Raw genomic sequence first — 18,607 nt, 5'->3', positions numbered from 1 at the left:
GCTTGTCTGAAAGAGCAAGTGAGAGAGCGAAGTTCGCCGCTGCTACATGGAGGCGCGCCTTCCATTTTGGGCTGGTGGGTGAATGGATCATCTCGCAAGTCACTTGTTCATTTTTTGGAGGTCAGGGCTTCTCAGTTGTCCTGGATGATGGGGGATTTCTCCGTTTAGGTCCGTTTTCAGGTTGAGTTGGGCGCGTAAAAGCGAAGGCGAGTGGGGGCTTGTTTTCGTGGTTGTCATCCTGAAAGCGGACCTTGCATCCGTCACGCTCCTTGATGAGCGCCAACTCTTCCAAAGCTCAGGGCGTGTTCACTACTCTTCGTCGGGGATGGTAGCTAATTGCGTAATGCTTCAGAGGGTTCGTCTCTCGAGCGCGCATCCTTGTTGATGAGAAACTTGAAACCTTTCTAATTTGGTTGGTCATCTAGTGCAGTTGGGAGTCGTCCTAGAACCAGATTTTCCCAAAACAGTTCTCAGAATCGCATTTCTCCAATATTTATACATGAGAAATTTCAATTGAATTCTCGCTAGAAAAGTCGCAGAATTTTGCTAATTCGACGTAGCAAGTCGCATTCGCTCATCAAAAATACGTAAATTTTTCTAGACAGCACTCCGAAAATCTATCTAAGTTGATAACGTTTCATATTTGGGAGCTTGTTATGAAAATATTGAATTCGGCATCTGCGCTCGCAATTGCCGCTATGACATTTGCGGGGGGGACCGCATTTGCAGCTGACAAAGAGCTTGTGATCTTCAACTGGCTGGGTGGCTCAGAACGTGATCTGATCATTGCACTGGAAGAGGGTTTCACTGCCAAATATCCGGACTATGAGATCAAGGACATCAATCCGGCAGCGGGTGGGGATGATCCGCGCTCCGGCATTCGTTCTGCAATGCTTTCCGGCGAACAGTTTGATCTCCTGCTCAACACCTGGCCGTCCTTTGAGAAAGAGCTGGTAGAAGCTGATTTGATCCGTCCGATTGATGCTGCATGGGAGCAGTATGGTTGGTCATCTGCGTTGAATGACAGCTGGCGTAATCTGGCAACCTATCATGGCAAAACCTATGGCGCATACTTCATCGCGGGCAACCGTTCCGGTGTTTGGTATCGTCCGGATACATTGGCGAAAGCCGGCATCGCGGGGGAGCCAACCCAGTGGAAGGACTTCCTGAGCTCTTTCAGTGCCTTGAAAGAAATTGGAATGCTACCTGTTTCCATCGGTGCGCGGAGTTGGGCGCAGACAGAATGGTTTGAAAACGCATTGCTGCGCACCGCTGGCCCAGCCTTTGCCAAAGAACTTTCTGAGCACAAAGTGGCGTGGACGGATGATCGCGTGAAGGAAACCTTCCGCAATCTGCGTGACATGCTGGAAGCGGACTGCTGCGCAGAACCGGGTGCGATGCTCAGCTCTCACTGGACAGATGCTGCTGATGCCGTGCTGAAAAACAAAAAGGCAGGCTTCATGCTGATTGGTTCCTGGGCAAACCAGCGCGCCAAGAATGAGTACTCCCTGACCCCGGTGAAAGACTACTCCTTCATGCAGTTCCCGGTGATCAAGCCGGAATACGGCAACGCGATGAGTGTTGACGGAAAGAACTTCCTTGTGATGAAGCAAGCGAAGAACCCGGAAGGTGCAGAACTGTTTATTGATTTCGTTCTGAGCAAGGAAGGCGCTGCGATCATTGCAGAGCAGAACCTTGCAACACCGAGCGCGCACGTGGATCCCTCGTCCTACGATCCAATCGTGCGTAAATACGCTCAGATTCTGCCGCTCGTAGACGTTTTCTTTGTTCTTGATGATCTTCTGCCAGCTGAGTTGAGCGGTGAGTTCCGCGTTGGCTTGCAGAAATTCCTTCGCGACCCAAGCGATGCGAACATTGATGCTGTCACTGCAGCGCTCGAAGCTAAAGCGAGTGAGCTTTATCAATGAGTGTACAACATGGGTCTATCTTAACCTCCCAGACCCAGGCGGGGCCTTTTGCGGGCCTCGCCACCCGGCTCTTCGGAGGTAACCTGCGCCGCGCCGACTGGATTGCATTTGCACTGCTGGCGCCGACACTGATCTTCTTCAGCATTGGTGTGCTGTATCCGCTCTTTGAGACGATCCGTGTGAGTTTTCTTGACTGGACCGGATTGAGCCAACCGAAACCTGCAGGTTTCTCTAACTATATCAAGCTGTTCAATGACGCGAACTTCTGGAACGCGCTGCGGGTGACGCTGACCTGGACACTGGCTTGTACCGGTATTTCCGTCTTTATTGGTTGGAGCGTTGCGCTGATTTCCGGTCTGGCTCCCAAGCAGACTGCACCGTTCCGCGTGGCCATCTTTGCAGCCTACGGCATCTCTGAAACCGCTAGTGGTTTGATGTGGCTGGGCATTTTGCAGCCGGATTTTGGTCTTCTCAACGGCGTGCTGCGCATTATCGGGCTGGAAGGCTGGGCCTCTCCATGGCTGGGGGAACCGTCCACCGCGATCTGGGGTGTTGTTGCGGCCTATGTCTGGACGCAGGCAGGTCTGCCTCTGCTCACCTGCTATGCAGCCATTCAGGCGATCCCGAAAAGTCAGATTGAAGCGGCGCATATGGATGGGGCAACCCACTTCCAGATCCTGCGCTACATCATGGCACCTCTCAGCCTTCCCGGTGTGCGCATTGCGATCTTCATCAACTTGCTGAACAGCCTCAAAGCGTTTGACATGATCCACATCCTGACAGCTGGTGGACCAATTCGTTCAACAGAAACAGTTGGTTACTTCATGTACCAGGAGTCCGTTGTCTACTTCAAGCAGGGCTATGGGGCTGCAAGTACGGTGGTGCTTCTGCTCGCGGTTATCGTCTGTTCCATCCCACTCATTCTGGACAAGGCATCGGAGAGCAAATGATCAATCAAACTCCAAAATGGCCTGTTTTTGTGCTGGGGTCTGTTGCAGTTATCTGGATTGTGCCGCTGGTGGGTATCATCGCCATGTCGATCCGTCCGGAAGGCGAGATTGTCAATGGCTGGTGGACGATTGAGCCTTTCACGTTCACGCTGGAAGCCTGGCGTGAGGTCTGGGTCAACTACCCGATTGGCCGCGCGTTTTTGAACTCTCTGGCCGTAGCCAGTTTCGCGACTATCCTCCCGGTTCTGTTTGCACCAGCAGCGGCCTATGCGTTCCACTATCTCAAGTTCCCGTTCCGCCGGATCTTGCTGCTCATTCTCGTGAACGCATTTGTTGTGCCAAATCAGGTGGTTATCATTCCCCTCTTCAAGCTGTGGCGCGAGATGGGGCTGATCGATACCTACTGGTCTGTGGTTATTCCGTTCGTGGGTCTGTCCTTCGCCTGGTCGGTTCTGCTGGTCAAAAACTTCCTTTCCAACTTCCCGCGCTCGCTGATTGATGCGGCGCAGGTGGATGGGTGTGGGCATTTGCGGACCTACTTTTTTATCGTGCTACCAAACACGCTGACGGCGATGGCGGCGGTTGGCATTCTGCAGTTTATGTGGACGTGGAACTCGCTTTTGCTGCCGATGTTGTTCCTGCGGGAAAATGCGACGCTGCCGGTGATGCTCTCCACGATCTCCGGAACCTATGAACCCAACTGGGATCAGCGCGCGGTTGCGACCATCATCACCTCCATCTTACCACTCATTATCTTCTTGTTCTTCCAGAAGTATTTCTCCGCTGACGGCAAAAATAACAGCGGCTCCAAGGGCTAAATCATGTGCCAGAAAAAAGAAGTAAAAGACTTCCGATACCGCCAGATTCATCTGGATTTTCATACCTCTGAACATATTGGAGGGATCGGGTCCAAGTTTGATCCGACGCAGTTTGTTGAAACGCTGAAGCATGGCGAGGTGGACTCCGTCACCCTGTTCGCCCGTTGTCATCACGGCTGGAGTTATTACCCCACCAATGTAGGCAAACCGCACCCGGAACTGCAAAATGCAGACCTGCTGGGGGACATGATCAAGGCCTGTCATGCTGCCGACATTGCGACCCCAATTTACCTGACAGTTCAATGGGATGAGCTGACGGCCCGCGAGCATCCGGAATGGCGTGTAATGCAGGCGCAGAACACGGCGGCCAACTATCCGGGCACTGAGCCTTCTGCCATGAACCAGCTTACTCCCACATGGCACACCATCTGTCTGAACCACGAGGGTGCAATTCAGCGGCAGATCGACATCGCTCTGGAAGTTTGCGCTCGTTATAATCCGCCTGCGTTGTTCATGGACATCCTCGCCTCGTGGGAATGCACCTGTAACGCCTGCCTTTCCTCAATGAAATCAGAGGGTTTGGACCCGCTGAGCGCGGATGACCGCAAGAGCAACGATAAACGCGTTCTTTTGCGTTTTTTTGAAAGGTTTTCGCAAGCGGTCAACGGAGAGTTCCCGGATACACGAATTTTCTTCAACTCTGGCCACATCTACAAAGGCCAGGATGAGCGCTACCAATACTACGGTCATCTGGAGCTGGAGAGCCTGCCGACGGGTGGCTGGGGTTATGACCATTTTCCCGTCTCAGCACGGTACGCGGATACATTGAACCTGCCGTACCTGGGTATGACGGGACGCTTCCATACGCACTGGGGTGAGTTCGGCGGCTTCAAGCGGGCTGACGCGCTAACCTATGAGTGCTGCCTTATGGTCTCTCTGGGCGCGCGCTGTTCCATTGGCGATCAGCTGCACCCGAACGGGCATATGGACTTTGCGACCTACGACCTGATCCGCCCGGCTTATTCCCGCGTTAAAGCGCTGGAGCCATATGCGAGCAACGCGACCTATCAGCGGGAAGTGGCGATCCTTTCTGTTGAGGCGCAAGTCTCCCAGCTTGGCAGCCACCTGGGCCATCGTAGCGAGCCGAGCGACTCTGCTTCTGCCCGCATGCTGCTGGAAATGCAGATCCCGTTTGATCTCATCTCCTCTTCCAGCAGTTTTGATGACTACAAGCTGATCATTTTGCCGGACAGCATTCGCCTGAATGACGACCTTGCGGTTCGCCTGAAAGCGTTTACGGACGCGGGCGGCGCCATTCTGGCCACTGGCGAGTCCGGTCTTGATGTTGAGGGCAAGCGATACCTCCTCGACATCGGAGCAGAACTGTCTGATACACCAATGAAGTACGACCCGAGCTATCTGTCCTGTCGGGGAAAGCTGGACGATGATCTGGTCGATGCTTCTGTTGTTATGTACGAGAAGGGGGCATCTCTGCGGGCAACAGATGGTGATGTGCTGGCTGATGTTCGTCCATCCTATTTCAACCGCACATGGGACAAGTTCTGCTCACACCTTCACACGCCGGAAGATCCGGACGCTGAGCCGCTTGGTCCGGCGATCATGCAGAAGGGCAGTGTGGCGTATGTGGCTTATCCGCTGTTCCGCCTTTACGGCACAACGGGCCAGACGCTTTATAAGTATCTGGTGCGCGGCCTCATCAACCGCCTGATGCCAAGTCAGCTGATCGGCACCGAACTGCCATCAGCCACGCGCATGTCGCTGATGAAGCAGGCTGATGAGCAACGTCAGGTGCTGCACGTGCTTTATGCGCCAACCCAGCTGCGCGGCAGCGGTGTACCGTATAATGATGGTCAGACCCGTGCGGTTGAGATCATCGAGGACGCGCCGGAGTTGAAAGAAGCAAAAGCCTGGGTGCGTATGGACGACGAGCCAGCGGGCGTGACCTGCGCTTATTCGGGTAAAACGCTGCCATGGCAGTATGACAGCCTCGACAAAAAGCTGCACATCGTCTTTCCTAGCCTCCATATCCATGGGGCCGCCGTTATCTCACAAGCAGATACCGCAGTGGCTGCGGAATAAAGGGCAGTGCAGTGAAAAAACCAACCATCCTCGATGTAGCAGATACCGCAGGCGTCGCTGTCGGCACAGTCTCGCGTTATCTGAACGATCAACGCATCAGGAAGGACAACCGGACCCGGATCGAACAAGCGATTGCCGATCTGGGTTACCGGGCCAACACGCTTGCCCGCGCCATGAAAACAGAGCGCACGAACACAGTCGGGTATCTGGTTCCCAAGTTTGACGAGTTCAACTCGGGGATCCTGACCCAACTGGTGCGGTCTCTGCGAGCCCGTGGGTATTCCATTGTAACCTTTCACCATTCCGATGAAGCGGATGCCATCAACGAGGCGCTGGAATCAGCGTCTTCACGGCGCATCGATGCCATCATCTTGTCCGGTACTCATGAAGTCACGGAGAAGGTGCAGGAGCTGCTGACTGGAGAACAACCAGTCATCATCTTCAACAACGATGTGCCGGGCGTGGAAACGGATAAGGTGCTGGTCAACGATGAAGCTGCTGCGCAAGACGCTGTGAGCCGCATGATTGACTTTGGCCATACCCGCATTGGCGTGGTGACAGGGGACCTGAATGGAAGCACAGGGCAAAACCGGTTGCAGGGCTTCAAAAAAGCCCATGAGCAAGCAGGCCTGAGTGTTGATGAGGAGTTGGTTTACGTTGGCAATTGGGGCCAGCTGGATGGATACACCGCCATGGACAGGTTCCTTGGCATGGAAAATCCGCCAAGTGCTGTGTTCTACTCCAATTACCTGATGACCATTGGTGGTCTGGACTGTTTGTCCAGCAACGGCAAACAGGTGGGCAAAGACATTGATCTTGTCACCTTTGATGATCCAGACATGTTCCGGCTGATCCCGCCGGGCATCACTGCCATTGAACAGCCCATTGAGCAGATTGCCCGTCATCTGACGGAGATCGTGCTGAGCCGGCTGGATGGAACGGCGCCTGACCACCCCCGCAACATTCGCGTCAATTGCGCGCTCAAGCTGCGCGGCTCCTTAGGAGTTGCTCGGAAAGCCTCCGGAAAAACCCATGAAGATAGTTAGCTACAACATTCAATACGGAACCGGCATCGACGGTAAAGTCGATCTGGCAAGAATTGCAGGAGAACTAGAAGGGGCCGACATCATCGGTCTGCAGGAAGTTGACCGCTTCTGGAAACGAAACGGCAATGTGGATCAGGCCGCGGAACTGGCGGATCTGCTTGGCGGATATCGCTGGGTCTATGGCCCGGGCCTTGACATGGACGCCTCGTTTCACGATGAAAACGGCAAGCTGGTCAACCGCCGCCGTCAGCACGGGGAAATGATCCTTTCCAAATACCCGATCATTTCCACCCGCACTTATCCTTTGCCCAAGATGGGCTCCATTACCCGCCACGCCATTCAGGCGGCGCTTCTGGAAGCCGTCATCGACGCGCCGGGTGGGCCGCTGCGGGTCTATAACACCCACCTGTTCTACTGGTCACCAGACTTTGCGCTGGTGCAGGCACAGTTTGTGAGGGACCGCATCAAGACCGCTCCGTCTGAAGGTGGAGCATGGTGCGGCGGCCCGGGCATCGACGCCCACTGGCTCAACGACGAACCGCAGCCAACCATGCCAACCGACTGCATTTTGCTGGGCGACATGAACAACGGACCGGGCACGCCGGTCTATGAGGTGTTCACCGGCCCGCCATCAGAAGAAGGTGGCCGCGTGCAGACGCTGGATGGCTTTGTCGACCCATGGGTGTGGCTGGGCAACGAGGAGATGAGTGGCAAGACCGCGCATTTCGACACCCGCCGCATTGACCATGTGTTTGTGGGAGCCTCTCTGCGCCACCGCATTGCAGGCATGTGGGTGGATGAAGACGCGAAAGGCTCTGACCATTTGCCGGTCTGGCTGGAACTGAAGGATGCCTGAGGGGGGAAAGCATGGCACAAGTTACTCTGAAAAATCTCGAAAAGTCCTACGGTCCAACCAAGGTCATTCATGGTATTGATCTGGAGATCAAAGACAAGGAATTTGTCGTTTTTGTTGGGCCGTCCGGCTGCGGAAAGTCCACCACGCTGCGCATGATTGCTGGCCTTGAAACGATTTCTGGTGGGGAGCTGGTCATTGGCGATCGGGTGGTCAACGATATGCCACCACGCCAGCGCAACATCTCCATGGTGTTTCAGGATTATGCGCTCTACCCGCATATGACGGTTGCCAAGAACCTTGGATTCTCGCTGAAGATTGCCGGGGTTTCCCAGTCCGAGATTGAAAAGCGGGTGGCGGATGCGGCAGCTATTCTGGGGTTGGAGCCCTACCTGAAGCGCAAGCCGGGCCAGCTTTCTGGTGGTCAGCGCCAGCGTGTGGCCATGGGCCGCGCCATTGTGCGCCACCCGGATGTGTATCTGTTTGACGAGCCGCTCTCCAATCTGGACGCCAAGCTGCGCACCCAGATGCGCATTGAGATCAAGAAGCTGCACCAGCGTGTCGGCAACACCATCATTTATGTGACCCATGATCAGGTGGAAGCCATGACACTGGCAGACCGCATCGTGATCATGCGGGACGGCATCATTGAGCAGGTGGGCAGCCCGCGTGAGGTTTTTGAAAAGCCGAACAACACATTCGTGGCGACCTTCATCGGGTCTCCGCCCATGAACCTGATTGATGCCCACGTGGCCAGCAGCAATGGCGACCCGGTGCTGAAGCTGGGTGACGGCAGTGAGCTGAGCGCACCTGCACGTCTGCGCAGCACGTTGGAAGCGGGCAAAGCGGTGAAGCTGGGCGTGCGGCCAGAAGACATTTCGCCGGAAGGCAATGCCTTGCCGACAGCCGGTGAAATCGCACAATTGCAACTGCCTGTATTGCTCTCTGAAGACCTGGGCTCAGAGGCAACTTTGTTTACGGAGCTGGCAGGCTCTCCGGTTCAGTCCATCATGTATAATCCGCGCACAGTGCATGCTGGGGAAACGCTGAGCTTCAACATGGCGCTTGATAAATGCCATGTGTTTGATGGAGAGACTCTGCGCAATCTGGCAGCTTAAGTTCTTTTGGGGCGAGCCTTTGCCGAAAGCCTGTTACCACTTTTCGGCAAGGCCGCAGCTTGATCTGCCGGATTGACGTAAACAAAGAAAAGCCCTGAGCTGATGCTCAGGGCTTTTGCCGTTGTCGCGTCTTCCCGAAAAGCGGCTCTGGTTTTCGGGTGGACGCGCTGCTTTAGCCTATAGGGAGGCCGGCCTACGCCATTTCTTCCATTTCAAAACCTGGAACCAGCTCCAGCGGCATATCCTGATAGCAAACCGGACGCAGGAAGCGGCGGATCGCCATGGTGCCGACAGAGGTTGCGCCGAAGTTGGTGGAGGCCGGGTAAGGGCCACCGTGAACCATGGCATCACACACTTCCACGCCAGTCGGGAAGCCATTTGCCAGCACGCGGCCTGCTTTGCGCTCCAGCAATGGCATCAGCTTGCGGGCTTCTGCATGGTCTGCGGCATCAATGTGGATGGTGCAGGTCAGCTGACCTTCAATGGTGCGGGCCACATCCTGCATCTGCTCAATGTTCTTCAGCTTGACGACAATACCGAGTGGGCCGAACACCTCTTCCTGCAGCTCTTTGTTGCCGAGCCAGTTTTCAGCATCCGTCACGAACATATACGGCTTGGCACCACGAGTTGCGCAGGCAGTGCCCACCAGCTCTTCAACACCCGCTTCGCCAGCGATCTTTTCAGCGCCGGAGCGGTAAGCCGCTGCGATGCCGTCTGTCAACATTGGCTGCTCGCCGGTAGCGCCCAGAGCTTCTTGAGCCTTAGTGATGAAGGCATCTGCCTCTGCGCCTTCCACCAGAAGAACCACGCCCGGATTGGTGCAGAACTGGCCTGCGCCCATGCACAGGGAACCAGCCCAACCGGCCGCGATGGCATCACCGCGATTGGCGAGGGCATTCGGGAAGATGAAGTTTGGATTGACCGAGCCCAGCTCGCCAAAGAACGGGATCGGCTCAGGGCGGGAGGCGCACAGATCAAACAGTGCGCGGCCACCGGCCAGAGAACCGGTAAAGCCAACGGCTTTGATCAGCGGGTGCTGCACAAGGGCGGTGCCAACCTCACGGCTACCGCCTTGCACCAGTGAGAATACACCCGGATGCATGCCACAGGATTTGATCGCTGCGTCAATGGCTTGTGCCACGATCTCAGCCGTGCCCGGATGAGCCTCATGGCCCTTCACGACCACCGGACAGCCCGCTGCCAGCGCTGAGGCCGTATCGCCGCCTGCAGTGGAGAACGCCAGCGGGAAGTTGGAGGCACCGAATACAGCCACAGGACCAACCGGACGCTGGCTGAGGCGCAGGTCAGGTCGCGGCAGAGGCGCACGATCTGGCATGGCCTCATCGTGTGTTAGGTCCAGATATTCACCTTTTTCAATATGGTCGGCGAACAGGCGCAGCTGGCCAACGGTGCGGCTACGCTCACCGTTGAGGCGCATTTCCGGCAGGCCAGTTTCCGCGCAGCCCACTTCGGTGATTTCAGCGCCGCGCGCGTCGATCTCGTCCGCCACAGCGCGCAGGAACTTGGCGCGCTCTGCGCGGGTGGTCCAGCCGAAGGTCATGAAGGCGTCTTCGGCAGCCTTGACGGCGCGGTCAACCAGCTCCGTGGTGCCGCAGGCATAGCTTTGGGCAGAGCCCGAGAATGGGGACGACTCGAATTTCTGGGCGTTATCGACCCATTCTCCGGCGATGAGATGGCAACCTGTTAGCATCGTTTCCTCGGCACATGAAGTTATCTGGCAGGCGCTGCGGCGCTGATGTGCAGCCCACAGCTGAATTTTGACAGTGATATATCACTATCTTCTATCAGGTTCAAGCCGATAACTTCATATTGTGCAAAGGTCTTTCCTACCGCAGATCTGTAAGGGCCTCATCTTCCACGCGAATTCGCAGGGCTAGGATGGCACCGTTAAAGCCGGAGAACAGGAAGGCAATCGGAAACAAGCCGAGCACCATGGGTGCGGTGAAGATCTCCAGTGCCACCAGCAAGTAATTGGGATGGCGCACAAACGCAAATGGTCCTTTAGTCACCAACGGCGTTTTCGCCACAATAATGCGTGTGGTCCAGCGACGGCCCATGCTGAGCAGAATCCAGAGGCGGAACACCTGCAAAACGGCGAACACCATCAGCCACGGAAGGGAAACCGGCTTGTCGTAACCCAGCACAACAAGAGCGATGATCCACGCCACATGCACGCTGACAATCAGCGGGTAGTGAGAAGCGCCAACTTCGTAGGCCCCTTCCTCCAGCAAGCGCTTGGTGTTGCTGCGAGCGATGACCAGTTCGGACAGGCGCTGGAGGATGATGAAACCCAGAAACAGCAGGGCAGCTAAGGAAGCATCAGGCATTGATCGCCCCCTCTGGTTTTGAAAAGTCGGTTGTGCCCCGGTGCCCGCCAGCTTCTGACGGCACAACGGTGACCGGTTGGAACGAGGCTGTGAAACCGGGGCCAAGGGCGCACATGACCATGTTGCCCTGCGCGGTGCGCTCCAGAACCCGCTCAAGCACAAACAGCACAGTTGGGGCGGACATGTTGCCGAACTCCTGCAGGATCTCGCGCTCCACATCCAGAACACCGGTGGGCAAATCCAACGCACCTTCCAGCGCTTGCACCACCTTCGCCCCGCCCGGGTGGCAGACGAAGCGAGCAACGCCAGTCCTTTCCATGGAAAGGGCAGTGAGACTGCGCTCTGTTACATCACGGAAGTGCTCGGTGGCGAAGTCGGGAATAGAGCGGTCAAACACCACGCCGAGGCCGTGTTCTTCCACGTTCCAGCCCATGATGTTGAGCGTGTCTGGCCACATCTCCTGATGGCCTGATCCCAGCTGGAACACCGGTTTTGACCCTTCCGGCTTACTGGTGGACAGGCAGGCGGCGGCTGCGCCGTCACCAAACAGAACGGTGGCGATGATGTCGGCCTTGGTGAGCCGGTCACTGCGGAAGGAGAGTGTGCAGCCTTCCAGCGCGAGCATGAGCACGTTGCTGCCCGGTTTCGCCTGCGCCAGCTGCTGCGCGATGGCAAGGCCGGAAACGCCTCCGGCACACCCCAGCCCGAACACTGGCACGCGCATGATATCTGTCCGAAAGCCCATCTGCTTCCAGGCTTGTGCTTCCAGCGTGGGTGTGGCAATTCCGGTGGAGGAAACGGTCACGACCGTATCGATCTCATCGGCACGCAACCCCGCTTTAAGCAGCGCTTTGCGGGCGGCGGTGATGAACAGCTCCGTTGCGCCGCGCACGTAGGTTTCGTTTCTGGTTTTCCAGTCCTGAGGTTCCAGAAACCACTCCAGCGGCGCAAAGGAGTAACGGGTTTTGACACCGGCGGTCAGAAACGTGCCGGCCATGCGCTCGAACTGCGCAAACTTGGGGCCAAGAATCCGACGGGCGTAGTCCAGCACCAGAGTCTGGGGTAATTCATAGGGCGGCACCGCTGTCGCAAGGCCGGTCAGGTAAACGGGCATCGGCTCTCCAACCCTGCTTTCATTATTGCCAGAACATGCATCATCAACTTTATAGGCCTTGACCAAACTGCTGAAAATCCGGCGTTTTTTGGGGTTGTTTTGGTGGGGTGAGATTGAGTGCTACGGATTGTCAGAGTGCGGCTTGCCCGGCCTCCCGTTCAGTTGCGGATTTCATACGGTAAATGGTGATCGCCAGCAGCGTGGCATTGGTGATGTCGTTGAGCGACCCACCCCAGGATCCCACGATCAGGGCGTTGACCATCCATGTAAGTGCACAGGAGAACATGGCGATGCGCATCTGTATTCCACTGAGGCAGAAGAGCGCGAACCCGCTCATGAGAGAGGCAGTCCATGGCAGCAGATCAATGAGGCCTTCATACACCATCACACTCATGACGGTTTGGATGACAGCAAAGATGCCAAACCACGTGTAGCCTTTGAAGCGCAGGGAAACGAAGGACCGCACACCATTGATGCCAAGGTTTGTGGCAGCCACATAAGCGCCCATGAGCACATAATGGATGCAGAACAGGGAGCAGCTGACAAAAAGCAGGCCGCGAAACAGCTGATCACGCTTGGTGGAAAAGCCAACCATGTTGACGGCATAGGCCGCCAGCCCAAAGCCCTGTATGACGAGTGGATCCATCTTCCATTTTCTTTCTTATTGGAAGAGGAGTGTAGGCGTGAAAGACCGGCAGATCGTCTGTAATAGCGCGGGTCAGAGATACTACGCGCTGGATAAGTCGTGGCTCAAAGCGTCAGAGTAAAGCGGTGCAATGTCAACGGGTTGCCGTTCAGGTGTACGGTCTTGGTGCCGTTTTTATCCCAACGGAAACCACAGGCGCGCAGCACGTTGGAAGAGGCCGGATTGTTGTCCGCTGCAAAGGCTTCCAGCTCCGTCAGATCCCCTTGCGCCCGCACCAGATCCGCAACGGCAACAACGGCGGCTTTGGCGTAGCCTTTGCTGAGGTGTTTTTCACCCACGCGGTAGCCCAGTTCTGCTGTGTGCAAAGGCTCCGCACCCAGCTTGCGCAGGTTGATGCGACCCACCAGTTCACCAGCCTCAGAGCGCATCAGATAAAACCGATCTGGATCAGCCATCAGATCACGAATGACCTGCTTCAGAGACTCTTCCTCAAAATGCTCTGGCCCGCGCGCTGGCACCCATTTTTCAAAGAAGGTGCTGTTGCTGCTCTCAAACTCCAGAACATCAAGAGCATCCTCTTCGCAGATTTCGTGAAGAGTGAGGGGCGGCAGGGCAAGGTCGCTGGGTGTATTCATAAAACGGGCACTGATTAAAAAAGACAGGTGCACCCTACAGCATATCCTTGCAAAGAGAAAACCCCTCACGCCGGCAGGCGCAAGGGGCTTTCGGTATCAGTCTCAGAAAAAGCCTAGAGGTCTTCGCGGGAAAGAGCGTGGGCCGGAATGCTGGAGCAATCCATTTTCACCATGCCCTGACCGTCCAGATATACCCAGTTGCGGTTGATGCTGGTTGCCAGATACTTCTCATCATCTGTGTGCACCAGCTCATCCTGTTTGAACTTCGGCAGGATCCAGGCCTTCATCAGCACCCAGTAGAGCGCGAAAGCCGTGAAGAAGCCAACGAAGTAGGAAAGGTCAATGGCGTAGATCGCCAGCGCACCACCTACGGCCCAGGCAATCAGGCCAGCCGGGTTGCAGCCAGCGATGTACTTGAACTGACCTTCTTCCTCATAAAGCTCTGGCACGTTCAGGCGGCGTTTGCGGATTACGAAGTAATCGCAGATCATGATGCCACCCAGTGAGGCGAGCATGGCGCCGTAAAGGCCCAGATATGTGAAGAGGTGATCAAGGATCAGCCAAGGCATTGCCAGCGTACCGACAATCGCTGCCAGAACCAGCCCCATAGCGTAGGTGATCCATGGAGCGCCTGCATTCACGAAGGTCAGCGCGGCCGGGATCAGGTTTGCACTGGTGTTGGTGGACCACTGTGCCAGCACGACCATGACCAGCAGAACCACCAGAGTGATGCCGGTGCCCTGACCCTGAATAACTGTGATCGGGTTCCAGTCACCTGCTGCGATGAAGGAGACAGCACCAATCAGCGCGATCCAGCTCTGCACCACTGGCAGGGCGATGAACTGCGCCAGAAACACGTTCTTGTTGCGCTTGAAGAAGCTCTTGGTGCCAGCTTCAACTTTCAGGAAGCGGGTGATGTTTGGAATGTCGACTGCCAGAGAAGACCAGAAGGCCATGTTGGCAACAAACAAAGCCACGATGGAGATTTCTGCATCACCTGCAAAGGACCAGATGTCTTTGCCGCTTGCTGTGGCCAGACCATCAAGGGTGAAGTACATCCAGACGGAGATCGCCATGATTGCTGGAGCTGCGATTTTCGCAAGACGCTCAACGGCGCGGATGCCCATGGCGGTGTTGATCACCTGCAGCACAGCAAAGCCGATGTACCAGACCACCCAGTTATCAAAACCGGTGAGATAGGAGAAGATGCCGTTCAGCGCCAGCGCGCCAAGGTAGGTCTGAATGCCGAACCAGATGGCCGCCACGATGCCGCGGGTGATGGAGGGAATGTGTGTGCCCACGGTGCCAAACGGCGCGCGCAGGTAAACAGCGAAGGAAATGCCGTGCTCGGTGCCGATGTCTGCTGTCATTGCCATGACGATGCCAAGCAGCAGGTTGGCGAAAAAGATTGTTGCAATAACGATTGGGAGAGGGAGACCCGCCACACCGCCAGCACCCAGCTGGAAGGTTGCGATGATCACCGCCATCGAGATCCAAAGTCCAATATATCCGCGATTGGAAATGGCACGTTGATTAAGCCAGACGGGAAGGATGGCTGGCTCCATGAGGCGGGATTGGCCGCGCGAAGTCTCATCCATAACTTGGGTTTGCGCCATGTTCTAGATCCTGATGTATATCTAATTTTCTGAGACAGTAAATCTTAGCAGGGCGCAAGTATGCGCGTGCAAAAACAGCGCCCACAGCAAGAAGTAGTGATGACATTACCGTTTGCCGGTAGTTGCACTACATGCACTGTGAGGCTGAATACAGCCTGATGAGATTGTTCTGCTAAAGTCGGCTAACTAACCTGAAAATATGTATTGCGCAAGTAGGTCAGAGCAAATTTTACTAGATTTTCGCAAAAGTATTAGAGTGAAAATATTTATCAAGGGCGAAGAAAACTTCAAAACTAAGTTTTTTGATCAGTTGGTAAAAGTATTTTCTGTGGTAATTCTTGAAGGTAGCAGAGGGAGTTCTGCTCACGTTAACTCCCTCAACCCTTTAGGTGTGCGGATCTTGGCTGCGTATCTGATTGTCGGGCCATAAATAACTTCGATTGGAAAGTTAATCGCGAGGTCGCCATAGAGCGCCTTTATGGTTTCAGGTTCAGGGTGCTCCAAAGTAAACGTCTCAAGCCGTGCGCCCAGATCCGGAATGTCTGAAGGGTCTTCAGGCACGCCATAACGGTCAATCAGTGAAGGTGCAGCGCCCTCCAGCGGCAGGCTTCCATCCTTGGCAATTGAAAAGGCAAACTCAGGATCGCCCTGAGGCAGAGGAACTTGCTCTCCAAAAATGTTAGGGTGTTTGGTGAGGACTGGATCGATGGATTCCACGCCAGCAACCCAGCCTCTTAAACGGCGTCCAGCATCCCACTCGGCTTTGATCGTCTTCTGATCATCCAGACCAAACCATCGTGCTCGGTTGGGAGCGGGGCCGATTGGATCAAGTGCAACAACTTCAAGATAGAGCGTTCCACCGAGCTGGAGGCGATGATTGTGTGTTCCCATGTAATCATGACAAACACCAAAAGGAACCTGAAGACCAAGGCAGTCTTCAACGTGCTTGACGCCATCCCTTAAGGTCGGCGCAATCACCGTGATATGGTCAAATTTTAACATGCTGTGAGGCTCTGAAAAGTTACGGTAGGACTGAGGATTATCGGTGCACTCCAAGAACAGGGTGCAATCGCCACGGGGGATGTGTGGCTTAGAAATGCCTAACAGTTTGGAACACCTTGGCGGAGGTGTCCAGTGCTCGCGGCAGATGCATATGTTTAGAGGTTTTGACGCTGTTGGACTCGAGAGGCCTAAGCTGGAAAAGAGACAAACTGGCAGATGATCTACAATGCTGAGAGGTTAAGCGCTACAGGGCCAAAACTCATCATGAAAACCAAGGCCATTTGCTTCCATCCGGGAACAACCAGGTAGGCCTTTTGCGGCTTACGGGGATGGTAGAATACTGTTACCCCTGAGTTGTCGTGGTGATCTATGTAGCGGAACTGCCATTTCAACAGTGCGCGCAGATTGTAGGATACCTGGACGTGCCAGACGTTAATCCTATTGTTTTCATAGGGCACACCATCAACAGAGTAGCTGTAAAGTACCTTCGCTCTGTAATTGGTTCCATCATGTGAGCCACCACCCCAGCCATGGACCGATTCTTCATGCAACTTACCGATGACACTTGGCCATTTGCTTATCCGGTACATGTATATCAACGAGTACACACCCATCAGTGCGAAGTATCCGGCGGCTGTCAGCAAAATCGTATCACGGTGGCCTTCGGCAAGAAGTTCAAAATACTCAGTCATATGCATAGGTTAAGTTGAAAAGTGTTTGTTGCCAAGACGGCAGGGTAACTCTTAACCCTCAGCAGATGGGCATGCCCCGCAGGACCCGGCAATAATCGACTTTTGCTTCAGCACCTCCAGAATCTTCTCGAAGTCTCCCTGATCAAGGCCGGATTGCTCTTCGATGACTTTTGAGATGTGCGCGATTGTTTGGGTGCGCAATTCCTGACCTTTGTCCGTCAGCGCGACCTCAATGGCGCGGCGGTCTTCTTCTGAGCGTTGGCGCTGCAAAAGCCCGAGTTTCTCGAACTTATCGACCAGTACAGTCACGTTGGAGGGCAGGCAGAACAGCAGATCTGCCAGCTTTCCCATGCGCACAGGCGTGCCCAAGTGCAGCAGCATATTGGTTTCTGTGGGGGTGAGCTTATCAGCATACTCGGAGTAGGATTTATGAATGCGGCCCAGAATTTCCTGAAACTGGAAAAGCACAAGCATGCTGGCTGGTAAGTCGTTCATTTTGCTCGCTTCCTCACGTCTGCAGGTGGCGTTTTAGCAGGTTTGCTTTAAAAAAGTAATATTTATAATATTGAACTATTAAATGATTGGAGTATATAAAGCGCAACAGAACGGAGTGAAGATATGTCCAAGTCAGTTGTGATTTATGGTGGTGGTGTTGCCGGTGCGGTCCTTGCCACGCAGCTTGCAAAGCACGCAAAAGTGCAGCTTGTGAGCCCGCTTGATTATTTTGAGGTGCCCATGGCGATGCCGCGGGTGGCCGTGCAGTCAGACTATGCCCATCAGGCAGTCATCCCGTTTCACTCCTTTCTGACGGGCGTGGATTTCATTCACGGCAAGCTCGAGCACTTCACCGGAGAGACCGGGCATGTGGTGGCAGCAGATGGGTCTGAACGCGTCATTGAGGCGGATATCTCCATTCTTGCCACTGGCAGTCGTTATCCCTCTGACCTGATCCGTCCGATTGAGGGCTCCACGAAAGATCGGCATGCGGCGTTCAAATCAACCCATGGTGCCATTGAGGCAGCACAGAAGATCCTGCTGGTTGGTGGTGGTCCGGTTGGGATTGAGCTGGCCGGTGAAATCAGTGAGAGCTTTCCGGGCAAATCCGTCACTCTGGTGGAATCCAGCAGTGAGGTGCTGAAGGGAACCTCGCGCAAAACAGCCAATCATGCGGTGAAGGTGCTGCAACAGCGGGGCGTCAAGTTCATGCTCGGTGAGCGGGTGCTTTCGCCGGAGCCATCCTCCTCTCAGAAAGCAGAGGTCGGGCAGGCCAAGCTCTCCAGTGGGGCTGTGGTGGAGTATGATCTGATCATCTGGTGTATCGGTGGCAAACCCAACACGGACTACATGCAGCAGGATCTGGCTCATCTGTTGGACGCTCGTGGTTACATCGCCGTTGAAGAGACGTTCCAGATGAAGGGCAAGAACAACGTGTTCGCTCTTGGTGATGTCGCCGGGATCGATGAGGTGAAGAAGGCGCTTTATGTGCGCGGACATGTGAAGACTGTGGCTCACAACGTGCAGCAATTGCTCAAGAACCCGCAGGCGAAGCTGAAGAGCTATAAGCCGAAAACCAACGACACCATGATGCTGGTCACTCTTGGTAGTGAGGGCGGTGTTGCGGATATTCCGCCGGTTGGCACTGTAAAGGCAAACTGGTTTGCCCGCATGGCTAAAGCGAAGACCATGTTGGTCCCCATGTACCGTAAAGCGCTTGGCGCCTCCGCGAAGGCTTAGGGGCAGC

At 55.1% G+C, this 18,607-nt stretch carries 17 protein-coding genes; 8 read left to right on the top strand and 9 right to left on the bottom strand.

The genetic code is table 11. From position 1 onward, the window contains the following. Positions 1-656: 656 nt before the first annotated feature. The 7 genes from PJE062_RS17735 to PJE062_RS17705 are packed head-to-tail and all read left to right on the top strand — an operon-like array spanning position 657 to position 8,813. Positions 657-1,928: an ABC transporter substrate-binding protein gene (locus PJE062_RS17735; RefSeq protein WP_008550803.1), complete on the top strand. Its 1,272-nt coding sequence runs from the start codon at positions 657-659 to the stop codon at positions 1,926-1,928. Further along, positions 1,925-2,878, top strand: coding sequence for a carbohydrate ABC transporter permease (locus PJE062_RS17730; protein ID WP_008550843.1), 954 nt, complete (start codon positions 1,925-1,927; stop codon positions 2,876-2,878). Before PJE062_RS17735 ends, PJE062_RS17730 begins: the two co-directional genes overlap by 4 nt. After that, positions 2,875-3,696 (top strand): carbohydrate ABC transporter permease, encoded by an 822-nt coding sequence (locus tag PJE062_RS17725; RefSeq protein WP_008551094.1) that lies wholly within the window; start codon positions 2,875-2,877, stop codon positions 3,694-3,696. Before PJE062_RS17730 ends, PJE062_RS17725 begins: the two co-directional genes overlap by 4 nt. Before the next feature lie 3 nt (positions 3,697-3,699). After that, positions 3,700-5,796: an alpha-amylase family protein gene (locus PJE062_RS17720; RefSeq protein WP_008551015.1), complete on the top strand. Its 2,097-nt coding sequence runs from the start codon at positions 3,700-3,702 to the stop codon at positions 5,794-5,796. Between the two features lie 11 nt (positions 5,797-5,807). Beyond that, on the top strand, positions 5,808-6,842 hold the full coding sequence (locus PJE062_RS17715) for a LacI family DNA-binding transcriptional regulator (protein WP_008550890.1): 1,035 nt from the start codon (positions 5,808-5,810) through the stop codon (positions 6,840-6,842). Then, entirely contained in the window at positions 6,829-7,698 is an 870-nt protein-coding gene (locus tag PJE062_RS17710) for an endonuclease/exonuclease/phosphatase family protein (RefSeq protein ID WP_008551164.1), read from the top strand. The genes PJE062_RS17715 and PJE062_RS17710 overlap by 14 nt, the downstream gene beginning before the upstream one ends. A gap of 11 nt (positions 7,699-7,709) precedes the next feature. After that, on the top strand, positions 7,710-8,813 hold the full coding sequence (locus tag PJE062_RS17705; protein WP_008550926.1) for an ABC transporter ATP-binding protein: 1,104 nt from the start codon (positions 7,710-7,712) through the stop codon (positions 8,811-8,813). Between the two features lie 193 nt (positions 8,814-9,006). Here PJE062_RS17705 and PJE062_RS17700 read toward each other — a convergent pair whose 3' ends face one another. From PJE062_RS17700 to PJE062_RS25840, 9 genes are all read right to left on the bottom strand, one after another. After that, positions 9,007-10,524: an aldehyde dehydrogenase (NADP(+)) gene (locus tag PJE062_RS17700; protein WP_008551111.1), complete on the bottom strand. Its 1,518-nt coding sequence runs from the start codon at positions 10,522-10,524 to the stop codon at positions 9,007-9,009. A gap of 136 nt (positions 10,525-10,660) precedes the next feature. After that, complete coding sequence (locus tag PJE062_RS17695) at positions 10,661-11,161, bottom strand: isoprenylcysteine carboxyl methyltransferase family protein (protein ID WP_008550999.1); 501 nt, start codon at positions 11,159-11,161, stop codon at positions 10,661-10,663. After that, positions 11,154-12,275, bottom strand: coding sequence for a type III polyketide synthase (locus tag PJE062_RS17690; protein WP_050773952.1), 1,122 nt, complete (start codon positions 12,273-12,275; stop codon positions 11,154-11,156). Before PJE062_RS17690 ends, PJE062_RS17695 begins: the two co-directional genes overlap by 8 nt. 130 nt (positions 12,276-12,405) lie before the next feature. After that, positions 12,406-12,921 carry a YgjV family protein gene (locus PJE062_RS17685; protein WP_008550836.1) on the bottom strand — a complete coding sequence of 172 codons (516 nt, stop codon included), beginning with the start codon at positions 12,919-12,921 and terminating at the stop codon, positions 12,406-12,408. A 104-nt stretch (positions 12,922-13,025) separates the two neighbouring features. Beyond that, positions 13,026-13,556 carry a GNAT family N-acetyltransferase gene (locus PJE062_RS17680; RefSeq protein ID WP_008550837.1) on the bottom strand — a complete coding sequence of 177 codons (531 nt, stop codon included), beginning with the start codon at positions 13,554-13,556 and terminating at the stop codon, positions 13,026-13,028. A gap of 113 nt (positions 13,557-13,669) precedes the next feature. Next, complete coding sequence (locus tag PJE062_RS17675; protein ID WP_008550793.1) at positions 13,670-15,172, bottom strand: NCS1 family transporter; 1,503 nt, start codon at positions 15,170-15,172, stop codon at positions 13,670-13,672. 363 nt (positions 15,173-15,535) lie between these two features. After that, positions 15,536-16,174 carry a VOC family protein gene (locus tag PJE062_RS17670; RefSeq protein WP_008550925.1) on the bottom strand — a complete coding sequence of 213 codons (639 nt, stop codon included), beginning with the start codon at positions 16,172-16,174 and terminating at the stop codon, positions 15,536-15,538. Between the two features lie 221 nt (positions 16,175-16,395). After that, the gene (locus PJE062_RS17665; RefSeq protein ID WP_208982379.1) at positions 16,396-16,866 is read right to left on the bottom strand and encodes a DUF3592 domain-containing protein; all 471 of its coding nucleotides are present in this window, start codon (positions 16,864-16,866) and stop codon (positions 16,396-16,398) included. 51 nt (positions 16,867-16,917) lie between these two features. Beyond that, positions 16,918-17,361: a MarR family winged helix-turn-helix transcriptional regulator gene (locus PJE062_RS25840; RefSeq protein WP_008550812.1), complete on the bottom strand. Its 444-nt coding sequence runs from the start codon at positions 17,359-17,361 to the stop codon at positions 16,918-16,920. Positions 17,362-17,484: 123 nt separating this feature from the next. Between PJE062_RS25840 and PJE062_RS17655 the strand changes: the two genes are divergently transcribed. Further along, positions 17,485-18,600 carry an NAD(P)/FAD-dependent oxidoreductase gene (locus PJE062_RS17655; RefSeq protein ID WP_008550911.1) on the top strand — a complete coding sequence of 372 codons (1,116 nt, stop codon included), beginning with the start codon at positions 17,485-17,487 and terminating at the stop codon, positions 18,598-18,600. Positions 18,601-18,607: the final 7 nt, after the last annotated feature.

Source organism: Pseudovibrio sp. JE062 (assembly GCF_000156235.1).
In the GTDB taxonomy this organism is placed as follows: Bacteria; Pseudomonadota; Alphaproteobacteria; order Rhizobiales; family Stappiaceae; genus Pseudovibrio.
Note: the sequence above shows the minus strand (reverse complement) of the source record. Positions and strands in the feature narration are given on the sequence as shown.

Bases quoted from the DNA above. Each gene is read 5' to 3' on its own strand.
- PJE062_RS17735 (WP_008550803.1), top strand. From the start codon at position 657: ATGAAAATATTGAATTCGGCATCTGCGCTCGCAATTGCCGCTATGACA.
- PJE062_RS17730 (WP_008550843.1), top strand. From the start codon at position 1,925: ATGAGTGTACAACATGGGTCTATCTTAACCTCCCAGACCCAGGCGGGG.
- PJE062_RS17725 (WP_008551094.1), top strand. From the start codon at position 2,875: ATGATCAATCAAACTCCAAAATGGCCTGTTTTTGTGCTGGGGTCTGTT.
- PJE062_RS17720 (WP_008551015.1), top strand. From the start codon at position 3,700: ATGTGCCAGAAAAAAGAAGTAAAAGACTTCCGATACCGCCAGATTCAT.
- PJE062_RS17710 (WP_008551164.1), top strand. From the start codon at position 6,829: ATGAAGATAGTTAGCTACAACATTCAATACGGAACCGGCATCGACGGT.
- PJE062_RS17705 (WP_008550926.1), top strand. From the start codon at position 7,710: ATGGCACAAGTTACTCTGAAAAATCTCGAAAAGTCCTACGGTCCAACC.
- PJE062_RS17700 (WP_008551111.1), bottom strand. From the start codon at position 10,524: ATGCTAACAGGTTGCCATCTCATCGCCGGAGAATGGGTCGATAACGCC.
- PJE062_RS17695 (WP_008550999.1), bottom strand. From the start codon at position 11,161: ATGCCTGATGCTTCCTTAGCTGCCCTGCTGTTTCTGGGTTTCATCATC.
- PJE062_RS17690 (WP_050773952.1), bottom strand. From the start codon at position 12,275: ATGCCCGTTTACCTGACCGGCCTTGCGACAGCGGTGCCGCCCTATGAA.
- PJE062_RS17685 (WP_008550836.1), bottom strand. From the start codon at position 12,921: ATGGATCCACTCGTCATACAGGGCTTTGGGCTGGCGGCCTATGCCGTC.
- PJE062_RS17680 (WP_008550837.1), bottom strand. From the start codon at position 13,556: ATGAATACACCCAGCGACCTTGCCCTGCCGCCCCTCACTCTTCACGAA.
- PJE062_RS17675 (WP_008550793.1), bottom strand. From the start codon at position 15,172: ATGGCGCAAACCCAAGTTATGGATGAGACTTCGCGCGGCCAATCCCGC.
- PJE062_RS17670 (WP_008550925.1), bottom strand. From the start codon at position 16,174: ATGTTAAAATTTGACCATATCACGGTGATTGCGCCGACCTTAAGGGAT.
- PJE062_RS17665 (WP_208982379.1), bottom strand. From the start codon at position 16,866: ATGACTGAGTATTTTGAACTTCTTGCCGAAGGCCACCGTGATACGATT.
- PJE062_RS25840 (WP_008550812.1), bottom strand. From the start codon at position 17,361: ATGAACGACTTACCAGCCAGCATGCTTGTGCTTTTCCAGTTTCAGGAA.
- PJE062_RS17655 (WP_008550911.1), top strand. From the start codon at position 17,485: ATGTCCAAGTCAGTTGTGATTTATGGTGGTGGTGTTGCCGGTGCGGTC.